This window comes from uncultured Metabacillus sp. (assembly GCF_947503125.1).
Taxonomy (GTDB): domain Bacteria; phylum Bacillota; class Bacilli; order Bacillales; family Bacillaceae; genus Metabacillus.
Map to the genome: position 1 here is coordinate 178,615 of NZ_CANNCR010000003.1, position 14,220 is coordinate 192,834.

Sequence of the window (14,220 nt, forward strand, 5' to 3'; positions counted from 1 at the left end):
ATGTCAGTAAAAGAAAGTTTTGAATTAGCTAAAAAGGAATACGAAAAATGGGGAATCAACGTTGAAGAAGTATTCGAACAATTAAAGCAGGTGCCTATTTCGATTCATTGCTGGCAAGGTGATGATATCGCCGGCTTTGAAGTGAATAAAGGTGAATTATCTGGAGGAATTGATGTAACAGGTAACTATCCTGGAAAAGCAACAACACCTGAAGAACTAAGAAGCGATTTAGAGAAGGCACTTTCCCTTATCCCTGGTAAACACCGTGTCAATTTACATGCAATCTATGCTGAAACAAACGGTGAAGCTGTGGATCGAGATCAATTAGAACCAAAGCATTTTGAAAACTGGGTAAACTGGGCAAAGAAAAATGGACTAGGCCTTGATTTTAACCCAACGCTATTCTCCCATGAAAAAGCAGCAGATGGCCTAACATTATCACACCCGAATCAAGAAATTCGCGAGTTCTGGATTAACCACTGTATTGCCAGCCGTAAAATTGGTGAGTATTTTGGAAAAGAATTAGGTACACCAGCGTTAACGAATGTCTGGATTCCTGATGGCTATAAAGATGTCCCAAGCGACCGCCTTACACCAAGAGTACGTTTAAAAGAGTCTTTGGACAAAATTTTTAAAGAGCAAATTGATGAGCAATACAATATCGATGCAGTTGAAAGCAAATTGTTCGGCATCGGCTCTGAATCCTATGTTGTTGGCTCACATGAATTTTATTTAGGCTATGCCTTGAAAAATAACAAATTATGTCTGTTGGACACTGGACACTTCCATCCAACTGAAACAGTATCAAATAAAATTTCGTCCATGCTATTATATAGCGACAAGCTTGCCTTACACGTTTCACGTCCGGTACGCTGGGACAGTGACCACGTTGTCACACTCGATGACGAGTTAAGAGAAATTGCTTTAGAAATCGTTCGCAACGATGCATTGGACAAAGTCATGATTGGTCTAGATTTCTTCGACGCAAGCATCAACCGTGTTGCAGCATGGGCAATCGGAACACGCAATATGATTAAATCCTTGCTGTACGCAATGCTTGTTCCAAATAACCACTTAAAACAACTGCAAGAAGAAGGCAACTTTACAGAAAGACTAGCATTAATCGAAGAATTCAAAACATACCCATTCGGAGCGATCTGGGATTACTACTGCGAACAAATGGGTGTACCAGTAAAAGAAGCTTGGTTAGAAGAAGTGAAGAAATATGAACAAGAAGTATTATCGAAAAGATAGATAAAAGGCAAGGGCTGCAGCCGCTTAGGAAGAGTGGGTGCAGCCCTTTAATTTTGGTCATGAGGTGTCTTTCAAAAATGTGAGATACGCAGTTTAATTGGGTTTCGCGGAAATTAAGGGGGCTAAAAAGCCACCGATAAAATGCAGAACCCGCCGAATAGTGCCAATGCACTTATTAAAAAGGCGAGGTATCCGTTAAATTCCGTTTAAGTTGGTTACCCCTCCAATCAACCTCAACTCACTATCCTTAACATTCTCTGCAAAACCCTTACTCTTCCTGAGAATCCTGCAAAGCTTCCAATAACAAATCCACAATATGCAAGGCACGCACACGCTCAGACAGTCCTTCACGTTCAATCCCGAGCTTCATTTGCAATAAGCAGCCTGGATTCGCAGTAACAATCGTAGTAGCATGTGTTGCTTTAGCTTGTTCCATTTTATGATCTAAAATCTGCATGGACATTTCCGATTCGACAATGTTGTAGATTCCAGCTGAACCGCAGCATCGGTCGGCATCCTTCATTTCCTGAAAATCAATGCCTTTTATCGCTTGCAGCAGAAGCCGCGGTTCAATGGAGGTCTTCATCACATTACGTAAATGGCAGGAATCCTGGTACGTTACAACTTGTGCGGGCAGCTTCAAGTTTCGTTTATGGAATTCCAGATCAACTAGGACAGCCGAAACATCCTTCAGCTTGTCAACAAAAGCTTTGGCACGTTCCTTCCATTCTGGATCATTTTTTAATAAATGATCATAATCGATTAGGAATGCACCACAGCCGCCTGCATTGGTAATAATATAATCAATGTTAAGTTCTTCAAACGCTCGAATATTGCGTTTTGCTAATTCCTTTGCTTGTTCTTTTTCTCCGCTATGACCGTGAAGTGCGCCGCAGCATGCTTGATTTTGCGGAATCACGATTTCACAGCCAGCTGTTTGTAGTAGTTTGACCGTTGCATTATTTGTCTCTAAAAACATCGTATCCATTAAACAACCTGAGAAAAAGGCAACTCTTTTTTTACGTGTCCCTTCAGCTTGAAGATGGGTAGGCCGATTTTTCATTTCCTTCATTGTCGGTACTTTTGGAAGCACTTTTTCCATTGTCACCAGATGATCAGGCAGAAGATTTAGTAAGCGGGTTTTTCTCATCATGCTTTGTAAACCTGAACGCTGATAGAATCCTAAAAACCCGGTGGCCATCATCATTCGATTTTGATGTGGAAAAAGTCCTGCAAAGACGGCCTTTCGTACGGCACGGACAGGCAGTGAATGTTTTTTATTTTGGTTGATAATATCCCTTGCTTCCTCTAGTAAATGTCCGTAATTGACACCAGATGGGCAAACAGGTTCACATGCGCGGCAGCCAAGGCAAAGCTCCAACGAACGTTCAACATCTTCGTCTGGTTCAATCAGTCCGTCTGCTACCGCCTTCATTAGGGCAATCCGTCCCCGTGGAGAATGGGATTCTTTAAAACCTGATTCTACGTAAGTCGGACAAGATGGCAAACAAAAGCCGCAGCGCATACAATTTAGAAGCTCATCTTCATTCATGCGTTCTTTAAATTGTTGTTGAATCGTCTCACGTTCTTTTAAGGTTGTCATCTTGTTACCACCACCCGTTTACGAGATTCCTTGGCAAAAACTTTCCCTGGGTTCATAATATTGTTTGGGTCTAAGGCAGTTTTGATCGCCTTCATCGCTGCGATTCCTTCTTTTCCAAGCTTTAGTTCCAGGTATGGGGCTTTCATCACGCCGACACCATGCTCGCCTGTAATGGTTCCGCCAAGCTCGATTGCTTTTTCGAAGATCTCGGCGAATGCTTTTTCAACACGTTCAATTTCATCATGGTTTCGTGAATCTGTTAAGCATGTTGGATGAAGGTTTCCATCACCTGCATGTCCGAATGTACAAATGTTAACCTGGTATTTTTTTGCGATTTCGTTAATGGCACGTACCATCTTCGCGATTTCTGAACGCGGGACAGTTGCATCTTCCAGAATGGTTGTTGGTTTTAAACGAGCAAGCGCTGATAAGGCTGAACGACGTGCGGTTCGCAGCGCCATTGCCTGTTCTTCTGATTCGGCCACTTGAACGGAAATGGCATGTTCCGCAGCACAAACCTCAGAAATTCGTTTTATATCTCGTTCAACTACTTCAGAAGGTCCATCTTGTTCAATTAAGAGAACGGCTTGGACATTTGTCGGCAAGCCAATTTTTGCAAAGTCCTCCACGACCTGAAGTGTAGGCTGATCAAGAAATTCCAGTGTCGTTGGGATGATTTTACTAGCGATCATTTTTGAAACAGAGCGTGCTGCGGCTTCAAGATCCTGATATAACGCAAGAATGGTTTTTTTCGTTTCCGGCATCGGGATTAATTTTAAAGTAGCTTCTGTAATGATCCCCAGAGTCCCTTCAGAACCGACAAATAATCGCGTTAAATCATATCCAGCTACATCCTTTGCCAGTTTTCCTCCTGTGCGGATGATATCTCCGTTTGCCAGCACAATTTCAAGGGCGATGACATAATCACGCGTCACTCCGTATTTTAAGCCGCGCAAGCCCCCGGAATTTTCGTTAATGTTCCCGCCAATGGTTGAAATTTTCATTGAACTTGGATCCGGTGGATAGAATAAGCCGCGTGCCTCTACTTCATTAATCATATCGAGCGTAATCACACCGGGCTGAACCGTAACAGTTAAGTTTTCTTCATCTATTTCAAGAATGTGGTTCATATGCTTAAACAAGATGACAAGTCCGCCTTCAGTCGGACATGTGCCTGCACAAAGATTTGTGCCGGAACCGCGAGGCACGATCGGAATTTTATATTCATTGCAGATTTTCACAATTTCAGAAATCTCTTTTGTGGTTCGCGGAGAAATGACCCCATCTGGCATTGATTGAAACTGCGGGGTCGCATCATAAGAGTAAACAAGGCGTCCGGCCTTGGAATCATCAAAGTTTTCCGCACCAACGATTTCGATCAATTTCGATTTAATGTCTGATGTAATCATTTATTTCACACCTTTATCATATAGTTTAAATTTGCATTTCTTCTATTAAAAAATCAATCTATGCATCGATAGTTTACAATAGAATTGAAATAATATTTTAATAATATTATATTATAATTAAAATAAAAAATCAAAATGAATTATTGAGGTGTTAATAATGGAGTATTCGATACTGGCTGTTGACCTAGATGGAACGCTATTAAACAAAGAACATGAAATCGATCAAGAATCGGTTGAGGCGATCCAGGAGTATCGCGCAAACGGAGGTAAGGTTGTGATTTGCAGCGGAAGAACGGCGCTATCGACAAGATGGATTGCAGAAACGATCGGGATTACAGACCCGATTGTTGCGTTAAATGGTGCAGTTATTCAATCACATAGTGGAAACATTATAGAGAGATTCCATTTTGAAAACAGAACTTTGCCTGGATTTATTGACTTTTGCCTTACACATGGGGCGTATGCCCATTTTTATGAAGAGGATTCGATTCTTGTACCTGAAGAAAATCGTTGGAATGACAGATGGGGGGAAAAAAACATTTTGTCATTGCAAATGACTGGTGGTAACCCGGAGGTTTGCCAACAGTACCGTGATCAATGCTCTGTTCAAGTGGTGACAGATTTTAATCATTATTTTAAAAAAAATCCGATCATCTCAAAAATTGCAGTTTTTCATGAAGAAGACTCACTTTATGAATTTTCAAAGAAGCTTGCCGAGCAATCGAACGATTATGAAGTTTCCTCCAGCCTTAATTATGCAAATTTAGAAATATCACCAAGCGGTGTTTCAAAAGCAGGGTCAATTACTAGGCTGGCCGCTCAATTAGGTGTTCCCTTATCAAAAGTAGCTGCGATTGGAGATAATTATAATGATATGAAATTACTTAAAGCTGCCGGATTGGGAATTGCGATGGGAAATGCTCCTGAAAAAGTGAAATCGGCTGCAGATGTGATAACTGATACGAATGGTGAAGCTGGAGTTGCAAAGGCGATACGGAAATTTTTATTATAAAACTAAAATTTAATTTTAAAAATTTATTTTATATGTTGAAATTTAATTTCAAACACGCTATACTGAACGTAGATTTTGCAACACGATAATTGGAGGTCAATTCAATGGATCAAAAACTCACCTTATTGACAACAGAATCTCGTAACGAACGAACCATGCATATAGATACTGCCGATACGGCTGAAATTTTAAGAGTGATGAATGAAGAGGATCAGAAAGTGGCCTTGGCTGTTCAGCAAGTGCTTCCCGATGTCGAAACGGCGATAAACTTTGCTTTTGAGTCATTGAAAAATGGCGGCCGTCTTATTTATCTTGGAGCTGGTACGAGCGGCAGACTTGGTGTGTTAGATGCGGTTGAATGCCCGCCGACATTTAGTACAGACCCAAGCTTAGTCCAAGGCATAATGGCTGGTGGAGAAAAAGCATTTGTGAAAGCGGTTGAAGGTGCTGAGGATAAGGAAGAACTTGGTGAGCAGGATTTAAGAGATATTCAGTTAAGTTCAAATGATACAGTCATTGGCATTGCGGCAAGCGGTCGTACACCTTATGTAATTGGAGCCCTAAAATATGCAAGAAGTGTTGGTGCTAAAGCTGTGGCATTATCCTGTAATGAAAACTCACCAATCAGTCAGGTGGCAGATCTTAGCATTGAAGTTGTTGTTGGTCCTGAAGTACTGACAGGCTCAACAAGATTAAAAGCTGCAACCGCACATAAAATGATTTTAAATATGATCTCAACAACGACGATGATTAAGCTTGGTAAGGCATATGAAAATTTAATGGTTGATGTGCATGTGAGTAACTTTAAATTAAAGGAACGTGCCACAAATATTATTCGTAAAATTACCAATGTCTCGTATGAACAAGCGAAAGAAACGCTGGAATTAGCAAACAATGAAGTAAAAACAGCGATCGTCATGATTAAAACAGGAAGAGAGTACGAAGAAGCTAAAAAGCTGCTTGAACAGGCGAAAGGATATGTGAGAACAGCAATTGAACTTAGTAAGAATTAAAGGAGAGTACAGATGGCATCAGGCGGATTAAACATGATTAAAAATGTAATACCGAGTCTTCCAGAATCTGAGCGGAAAATTGCTGACTATATTTTAGAGCATCCAAAAGAGATAGTGAATTGTACCGCTGGAGAGCTGGGGACATTGGCTGGTTCAAGCAGCGCAGCTGTGATTCGTTTATGCAAGTCACTTGGTGTAAAAGGGTTTCAGGAGTTAAAGGTCAGGATTGCCGGAGATTTAGTGAAGCCTGTTGAACAAGGGTATCGGGACATTGAGCCAGATGAAACGATTCAATCGATTGTTCAAAAGACAACAAGCAACAGCATCCAAAGCTTGAGCGACACATCTGAGCTTATCAACAACTATGAGCTTGAGCAAGCAGTAAATGTGCTGCTTAAAGCAAAGAACGTTCATTTTTTTGGAATTGGTGCTTCACATATCATTGCGATGGATGCCCAGCAAAAGTTTCTGCGAATTAATAAAGGTTCAACAGCCTTTACAGATGCACATCTTGTTGCAACATTAATTGCAAATGCAGATGAAGATGATGTTGTATTTGGCATTTCCTTTTCAGGAGAAACAAAAGAGGTCATTAACGTACTTTCACTGGCAAAAGAAAATAGTGTGAAAACAATAAGCTTAACGAAATATGGCCAGTCAGCGGTTTCTTCTTTGGCAGAAATTAATTTATTTACATCATACTCAAACGAGGCGCCGTTTCGAAGTGCTGCCACCTCTTCCCGGCTTGCCCAGCTCTATGTCATCGATTTGCTGTTTTTATGCATGGCGGCTAAGCAGTATGATGATACAGTCCAATATATTGATAAAACAAGAGAAGCGATAAAATTTTTAAAAAAGAATAAATAATTGCCTGTACCTAATGATTTCAGGCTTTTATTTCAGAAAAATAATAGCGTTTTCAAAACAGCAAGATTGCCGAAATGGAAAAAAGGGGGATTTAAAATGTCTGGGGAAAATCAATTATTAGCAAAAAAAATACTTGAACAGCTTGGTGGAGCTGAAAACATTGCATCATATACACATTGCATGACCCGTCTTCGTGTAACGCCAGTTGACGGAACAAAGGTTAATAAAGAAGCACTCAAAAAGATAGATGGTGTGCTAGGACTTGTTGAACAGGAAACATTACAAATTATTTTAGGCCCAGGGAAGGTTGCGAAAGTGACAGAGGAGTTTGGCAAGTTGGTAGATGCTTCAGGAGGCATCGATTTAAAAGAGCGTGCCGCTCAGAAAAAATCAGAGCTAAAAGAAAAAAATGCGACACCATTTAAGCTTTTATTGCGGAAAATTGCGAGCATCTTTATCCCGCTTATCCCTGCTTTAGTAGCGTCTGGTTTAATCACTGGGATTACAAAGGCGATTGTTCAGGCGGGCTGGCTGCCGGCAGAATCACAAACGGCGATTATCTTGTCAACGATCGGAGGAGGCCTGTTTGCCTATCTCGGTATTTTAGTGGGGATCAATGCAGCGAAGGAATTTGGCGGTTCACCGGCGCTTGGAGGTTTAGCAGGTATCTTAATTATAAACCCTGCTGTTGCAGGCATCAGTCTTTTCGGTACAGAATTATTGCCTGGTCGCGGCGGTTTAATAGGGGTTTTATTTGCGGCGATCTTTATTGCTTTGGTAGAAAAGCGTGTTCGCAAGTTTGTACCACAGTCACTTGATATTATTCTTACGCCAACAATAGCTTTACTCATTACTGGTATTTTAACTTATCTTGTCTTTATGCCAATTGGCGGAATAATTTCAGACGGATTAACAAAAGGCTTGCTGGCTGTCTTGGATATGGGCGGCATTGTCGCTGGATTTGTGTTAGGCGCAACCTTCCTGCCTCTTGTTGTTACTGGATTGCATCAAGGATTAACACCAGTTCATTTGGAATTAATTAACTCAATCGGTGATGATCCATTGCTTCCGATTTTAGCAATGGGTGGTGCAGGTCAAGTTGGTGCAGCATTTGCTATTTATATGAAAACGAAGAAAAAACGTTTGAAACGAGCAATTGGCGGTTCCCTTCCTTCTGGGATCCTTGGAATTGGCGAACCATTAATTTTCGGGGTAACGTTGCCGCTAGGTCGACCGTTTTTAACAGCATGCCTAGGAGCAGGAGTTGGCGGTGCATTTCAGGCCTACTTTAATGTAGCAACGGTTGCTGTAGGTGTTTCAGGAATACCATTAACATTCTTAGTTCATGCCCAACAGATCGTCTTATATTTAATTGGCTTAGTTATTGCATATGCAGCAGGCTTTATCTTTACGTTCCTATTTGGATTTAATGATCGGATGGCTGGTGAATTTGAGTGATCGGTATCTCGTTTTATTTAAATGATCCAAAAGCTGAACAACGGATAATAGAAGCGAGCAAGAAAGGTGTGAAGCGGGCATTTACCTCGCTTCACATTCCTGAAGAAACAGGTGATCTTGCTAAGAGAGCCAAAATACTTCTTGAAGTGGCAAGAGATTACGGGGTTGATGTATATGCCGATGTATCGAAGAAAACACCTAAACACCTGGGAATTCAAGCATTAGAAGATTTATCGTCCCTTGGTGTTGTAGGATTGCGTCTTGATGATTTTTTTGAGGATGAAACCATTCTAAAGCTCTCAAAGCAATTTCGGCTTGCGATTAATGCAAGCATCATCCTTGAAAATGATCTGATTTCATTATTAGCAAAGGGGATCGATGCCGATCGATTAATTGCTTGGCATAACTTTTATCCCCGTCGTGAAACAGGGCTTGATGAAATGTTTTTTCAAAAGCAAACCGCTCTCTTCAATCGTTATAATATTCCAGTGTATGCGTATGTGCCTAGTCGAGGGGAGAAGCGGGGACCGCTGTTTGAGGGATTGCCTACTTTGGAACGCCATCGTTATCTAGATCCATTTGTTGCTGCAGTTGAGCTTTATCGTTGGGGCATTGCTGATGTGTATGTCGGCGATCCTGATCCTGGTGAAGGGCTGTTGGAACAATTGGTAAAATATGATCAGGACAAAGTGATTCCAATCCGGATTCAATCATCACGGCTTCAAGAAGGCGAGTATCGTCCTCGTCCTGACTTTGCAAGAGATGTACTTCGGTTAATGGATACAAGAACAGAAGAAGCGGTTGTTCCTGACAATACAGTTGAGCGAACGCTTGGCACGATTACAATGGATAATGATCTTTACGGCCGCTACCGCGGTGAAGTGCAAATCGCTTTAAGAGATCTTCCTGCCGACGAACGAGTTAATGTAATCGGCCGGGTAATTCCTGAGGATTGTCCGCTGTTATCTCTAATTCAGCCAGGGCAAATGGTGTTTTTTAAGAAGATAAATGGTTAAGCGATTGAAGAGGCTGTCTTGATTTCAAGACAGCCTCTTCGTGCTTGATTAGAGCATCTAGAACATCTTTTTTTCACATTTTTATTCGTGACTTTACAAGTTCTGATGGGGTATAATAATCCTTATATAGTTCTTCTTCTTTTTTAAAACATGTTATTAAAATGTTTTACTAAACTATGCTTCACGACTTTCCTTTTTTAATTTCTCCAATACCTCTGGAGGGAACACTAGCCGGCATATGACTTTAGCAAGTTCATAGTAGTCTGTTCGACCGCCGCTTTCCTTTTGCTTTTCTGGTACTTGATCTGATAACACCATAATTGACCATGAAACGGTCTCTAAATCTAGGTCTTGCCATACCATTCCTTTTTCTTTAGCATGTTTCAAGCTTGAATATATTCTGGCATGTATTTTTTTTCTAGCTTCAGAAATCACCTCAGCTAATTGAGAATCCTTCAGCAACAATTCAGGTAATACACGGTGCAGGCCTAATTCTTCAAGACGATTGTAATGCTGCTCTAAAAGTGTGGAAAAAAATGCTTCTGGATCAACATTCGACCAGCTCGGTTCAGGAGGCAGCAGCTTCGCCAATTGATCTTCCAACAGCGACATCATCAGCTGCCGTTTATCAGTGAAATACCTGTAAAATGTTCCAGTTGCAACACCGGCATGTAATGCGATTTCTTTTGCGTTTGTTTGCTCATATCCTTTCTGGGTAAACAGAGCACGACCGCTCTCAAGCAATGCCTGTCGTTTCAATTGTGCCCGTTTTTGTTTTGGCAAGTAAGGATATTCCCCAACTAGCTGTTCATCATCATGCTCAGACATAGGATCACCTCGGTACTACTATACCATAAAAAAGCAAAACGTGAACTTAAGTTCATATTTATTGACATAGCTATCAGTTTGGTGTAATACTTGATTTATTGTTCAATGAATTATTGAATGAATCCATTTAAAGTGAAAAAAAGAAAATGGAGTGTAAGGCTAAGATGAATGAAAATAACATAGCTAAAGAAGGAGAGAAGATCCGCTTTGAGCGGAATGGATTGGTACTTTTGGGTGAAGTAGTAAAAGTAAGAGAAGAAAGTGTCATCGTACAGATTAGCAAATCCGATGCAGAAGAAATAAATGTTGAAACACCATTAACTGTCGTTTCTCACAAAAACTATCAAATTATTAAAGACTAATTTAGCTAGGAAGGTGTGAAATTAGATGGCAACAGATACTCCAAAACCAATTGCTGTTAATTCAACTATTTCTTTAAAAGGAATTGTTAAGGCTATATTTAATGATACTGTTCATGTTCAAATTGGCGGAAAGATTATTGCCCTGCCAATTTCAGATAGCAATCTATTAAAAGGTGACCATGCGAAATAATGTTCACCGCCCCTTTAATATAGGTATAGAAAAAAACGGCTGACCTTTCGGTTAGCCGTTTTTATGTGTTTCTTTGGTTATATGTTAGATACTGTTTCGGGGTAACCATTCGATCATTGTTCGCTGAATATATTCCGCAATAATTGCCCCCTCTTTTTTTGATGCATCGCCGCATTTTCTGCAAGAAGCGGACAGCATGGACACGTGCTAATCAATTAGAAAAAAAGACTATCTTTAAATAGACGAAACCATCTTTTTTAAAGATAGTCTTTTTATCTATCATTTTACGATTTATAATTATCAAAATATCAGTAAAAAGCAGATGGAAATCCAAATGGAGGATGAATCATGAGATTTCGAGGCAGAGTAAAGCATTATTTTAACAAATACGTTATTGAAAGCATTAAGCACAAGTTAATGGGGACCCTGCTTCTGGTCATGATGGTTCCGCTTTTAATCTTCATGCTGATCTCAACTCATATTTCCAGAGGAACCGTTGAGTCATCAGAAATTAGCTCCAATCTTTCCCGGATGGAACTTTCGAAGAGTTATATTGAAGAGCAAATGTACTGGTATAATGACTTTTTATTTTCAGCACTTGTGGACGAAAAGCTGGTGCCAAGCATTACGACTGTTGATAATATAAGCACGATTAATGCTTTTAATATACAGTCCTATCTAAAAGATAAACTATTTGGTTTATATAATGGGGATGATGATATTTTATCTGCCTCACTTGTTTCCTATGAGGATGATCGCTTATACAAAGTGGAAATGAACGATTTTTATGTAAGCAATGATGTAAGCTCACCATCGAATCAAAATAAGAAAGACGCTATTTTCAATGTCGATCCAGCTACAGAAAGTTTTTCATTATCGCGTAATATCTATCGATTTGAGGACCAAAAGCTGGTTGGGAGACTTGAAATACAAGTGGTGTTTTCATTTATGGATCATATAGCCGAAAACCTGCAAAGTAATGAAGAAGAGTCCGTATTGCTTCTTGATTCCCATGGGAATTTGCTCTTTAATCCGGATCAGCTCAATATGAATAGAGAGATCAGCAAGGACATCTCCAACGAAATCATTTCTTCACAAGAAAGCCATTACTTGAAGAAGGATAAGAATTATTATTTCTTTCAGGAAATGATGAACGGAAAAATCATCTTATTAAAAGTGGTCCCAGAAGAAGTGATGATGGTAGGAGCGGTTTATATTGGCCAATCTGGTTTCGTCATTCTTATTATATCGATCTTCTTAACGGTTTTATTATCGATTATCGTCTCAAATCAAGTGGCCAAACCAATTGTAGCACTCTCTAAGACAATGGAACATGTTGAAGATACAAACTTTAACGTTCAAATAAACGATAGACGTACAGACGAAATAGGGATTCTTCAAAGAAAATATAAAGAAATGATAGAACGAATCAGGGAACTGATCGAAAAGGATTATAAACGCGAAATGGAAAATCGCGATGCACAATTTCTTGCCCTGCAAGCACAAATTAATCCGCATTTTTTATATAATACGCTGCAAGTCATCAGCGGGATGGCTTTGAAAAAACAAGCTAAAGACATGTATGAAATGACACAGCGTCTTGCGAACATGTTTCGTTATATCACAAATAAGCGTGGAGACTTGGTTCCTATCCGTGAAGAGGTTAGCCATTTGAAAAATTATTTATATATTCAAAAAGTTAGATTTGGTGAAAATATTTCGATTCACTTATTTGTTGATGAAGCTGTCAATGATGGCCTTATTCCGCTTTTATCCCTGCAGCCGATTGTAGAAAACTCTTTTAAACATGGCTTTGAGTCACAAATTGAAAAAGGCAGGATTAAAATTGATATTCAAAAAATATTTGATGAAATTGAAATTGTCATTGAAGATAATGGTGTGGGAATGACAGCACATGTTTTAGATGAGATTAGGAGAAAGCTGCTGATTGATGAGGGGCCACAAAATCGAAGCATTGGCTTAAAAAATGTAGATGCGAGACTGAAGCTTTATTTCGGAAATGATTATGGGATTGAGCTATACAGTAAGGAAGCGGATTATACAAGAGTGATTTTAAGAATGCCGTATATACAAAGGGATGTGAATTGATATGAATACTATCTTACTTGTTGACGATGAAAGCTGGACTAGAGAAACGGTTAAAGCATTAATAGATTTCGAATCATTAGACATCACACATCTAATAGAGGCAACAAATGGGGAAGAAGCCCTTGAATCCATTAAACGCAAACGCCCTGATTTCATCATAACAGATATGAAGATGCCGGGAATTGATGGAATTGGACTGCTTGAAGTACTTGAAAAAGATTTTTCACATATCCCGGTCATCGTTCTAAGCGGTTATCAAGACTTTGTTTATACTAGACAAGCCATTAAATCACGTGTGATTGAATATTTACCAAAGCCTGTCGATGGAACAGAACTAAATAAAGCATTAGAGAAAGCTTTGTATGAAAAAAGAAAATGGAAACAGCAGCAAATAGGTTTCCCATTATTTACAGTAAATCCTGAACTGGAAGAATTAATTCAACCCTTTCATCACACTCTGGCTTTTTCCTTAAAGGAATTGAATGCTTCCGAGCTTTCTAAAAGTATTGAGCGGTTTCTTAGCAAATTAAATGATTCCCAAAAGAAAGATGAATTGCTAATTTTTCACTTGCATCAAGAATTTTTATTTCTCCTTAAGGAAGCTTTGAAGGAACATGACCTTAGAATGGAGGATATCGGTTTAGATTGGGAGCAATTGAGCCACCATGCAAATATCACGGTTGAAGATGAGCTTACAAACCAATTAAATATCGGCAAACAAATCATGATAAAATTTGATGAAATCAGGAAACAGAAAAACAAAATAAACTTGGAAGATATTAAGGACTATATTGATAATCATTCTGCGTCACCGAATTTATCACTTGAAATGATCGCTAAAACCTTTTTTGTCAGCAAAGAATATTTAACGACAGCCTTTAAAAAAAGATATGGCTGCAATGTGACTGAGTATATCATCACAAAACGGATGGAAAAGGCAAAAGAGCTAATCATGACTACTTCATTACAATATAAGACAATTGCCGAAATGGTTGGATATGAAGATGTTTCATATTTTTATCGCGTTTTTAAAAAATACTTTGGAACATCTCCAGGAACAATTCGGAAAACTTAAAATAGTCCAAATGTAAGCGTTAAT

Annotated in this window: 13 protein-coding genes; 10 read left to right on the top strand and 3 right to left on the bottom strand. The window is 39.4% G+C overall.

From position 1 onward, the window contains the following. The gene (gene rhaA / locus Q1B07_RS04320; protein ID WP_299087214.1) at nucleotides 1-1,254 is read left to right on the top strand and encodes an L-rhamnose isomerase; all 1,254 of its coding nucleotides are present in this window, start codon (nucleotides 1-3) and stop codon (nucleotides 1,252-1,254) included. A 268-nt stretch (nucleotides 1,255-1,522) separates the two neighbouring features. Here rhaA and Q1B07_RS04325 read toward each other — a convergent pair whose 3' ends face one another. Beyond that, a complete protein-coding gene (locus Q1B07_RS04325) occupies nucleotides 1,523-2,857 on the bottom strand; it encodes a (Fe-S)-binding protein (protein ID WP_299087212.1) in 1,335 nt (444 codons plus the stop codon). Continuing rightward, nucleotides 2,854-4,266, bottom strand: a complete 1,413-nt coding sequence (gene glcD / locus Q1B07_RS04330; protein ID WP_299087210.1) for a glycolate oxidase subunit GlcD — start codon at nucleotides 4,264-4,266, stop codon at nucleotides 2,854-2,856. The genes Q1B07_RS04325 and glcD overlap by 4 nt, the downstream gene beginning before the upstream one ends. A 157-nt stretch (nucleotides 4,267-4,423) precedes the next feature. Here glcD and Q1B07_RS04335 point away from each other — a divergent pair, with 157 nt between their 5' ends. The 5 genes from Q1B07_RS04335 to Q1B07_RS04355 all read left to right on the top strand — a co-directional run bounded on the left by Q1B07_RS04335 (nucleotide 4,424) and on the right by Q1B07_RS04355 (nucleotide 9,632). After that, on the top strand, nucleotides 4,424-5,278 hold the full coding sequence (locus tag Q1B07_RS04335; protein WP_299087208.1) for a Cof-type HAD-IIB family hydrolase: 855 nt from the start codon (nucleotides 4,424-4,426) through the stop codon (nucleotides 5,276-5,278). Between the two features lie 104 nt (nucleotides 5,279-5,382). After that, nucleotides 5,383-6,291, top strand: coding sequence for an N-acetylmuramic acid 6-phosphate etherase (murQ, locus tag Q1B07_RS04340; RefSeq protein ID WP_299087206.1), 909 nt, complete (start codon nucleotides 5,383-5,385; stop codon nucleotides 6,289-6,291). A 12-nt stretch (nucleotides 6,292-6,303) separates the two neighbouring features. Continuing rightward, a complete protein-coding gene (locus Q1B07_RS04345; RefSeq protein ID WP_299087205.1) occupies nucleotides 6,304-7,158 on the top strand; it encodes a MurR/RpiR family transcriptional regulator in 855 nt (284 codons plus the stop codon). A gap of 96 nt (nucleotides 7,159-7,254) precedes the next feature. Next, nucleotides 7,255-8,616 carry a PTS transporter subunit EIIC gene (locus tag Q1B07_RS04350; protein WP_299087203.1) on the top strand — a complete coding sequence of 454 codons (1,362 nt, stop codon included), beginning with the start codon at nucleotides 7,255-7,257 and terminating at the stop codon, nucleotides 8,614-8,616. After that, a complete protein-coding gene (locus Q1B07_RS04355) occupies nucleotides 8,613-9,632 on the top strand; it encodes a MupG family TIM beta-alpha barrel fold protein (protein ID WP_299087201.1) in 1,020 nt (339 codons plus the stop codon). Before Q1B07_RS04350 ends, Q1B07_RS04355 begins: the two co-directional genes overlap by 4 nt. A 174-nt stretch (nucleotides 9,633-9,806) precedes the next feature. On the opposite strand, the gene Q1B07_RS04360 is transcribed toward Q1B07_RS04355, so the two are convergent. Then, nucleotides 9,807-10,460: a TetR/AcrR family transcriptional regulator gene (locus tag Q1B07_RS04360; protein WP_299087199.1), complete on the bottom strand. Its 654-nt coding sequence runs from the start codon at nucleotides 10,458-10,460 to the stop codon at nucleotides 9,807-9,809. A 146-nt stretch (nucleotides 10,461-10,606) separates the two neighbouring features. Between Q1B07_RS04360 and Q1B07_RS04365 the strand changes: the two genes are divergently transcribed. The 4 genes from Q1B07_RS04365 (at nucleotide 10,607) to Q1B07_RS04380 (ending at nucleotide 14,196) form a co-directional block, all read left to right on the top strand. After that, the gene (locus tag Q1B07_RS04365; protein WP_299831976.1) at nucleotides 10,607-10,822 is read left to right on the top strand and encodes a DUF2187 family protein; all 216 of its coding nucleotides are present in this window, start codon (nucleotides 10,607-10,609) and stop codon (nucleotides 10,820-10,822) included. A gap of 25 nt (nucleotides 10,823-10,847) precedes the next feature. Then, nucleotides 10,848-11,012: a hypothetical protein gene (locus Q1B07_RS04370; protein ID WP_299087195.1), complete on the top strand. Its 165-nt coding sequence runs from the start codon at nucleotides 10,848-10,850 to the stop codon at nucleotides 11,010-11,012. A 348-nt stretch (nucleotides 11,013-11,360) separates the two neighbouring features. Then, nucleotides 11,361-13,121, top strand: coding sequence for a sensor histidine kinase (locus Q1B07_RS04375; protein ID WP_299087193.1), 1,761 nt, complete (start codon nucleotides 11,361-11,363; stop codon nucleotides 13,119-13,121). Nucleotide 13,122: 1 nt separating this feature from the next. Beyond that, nucleotides 13,123-14,196: a response regulator gene (locus tag Q1B07_RS04380; RefSeq protein ID WP_299087191.1), complete on the top strand. Its 1,074-nt coding sequence runs from the start codon at nucleotides 13,123-13,125 to the stop codon at nucleotides 14,194-14,196. Nucleotides 14,197-14,220: the final 24 nt, after the last annotated feature.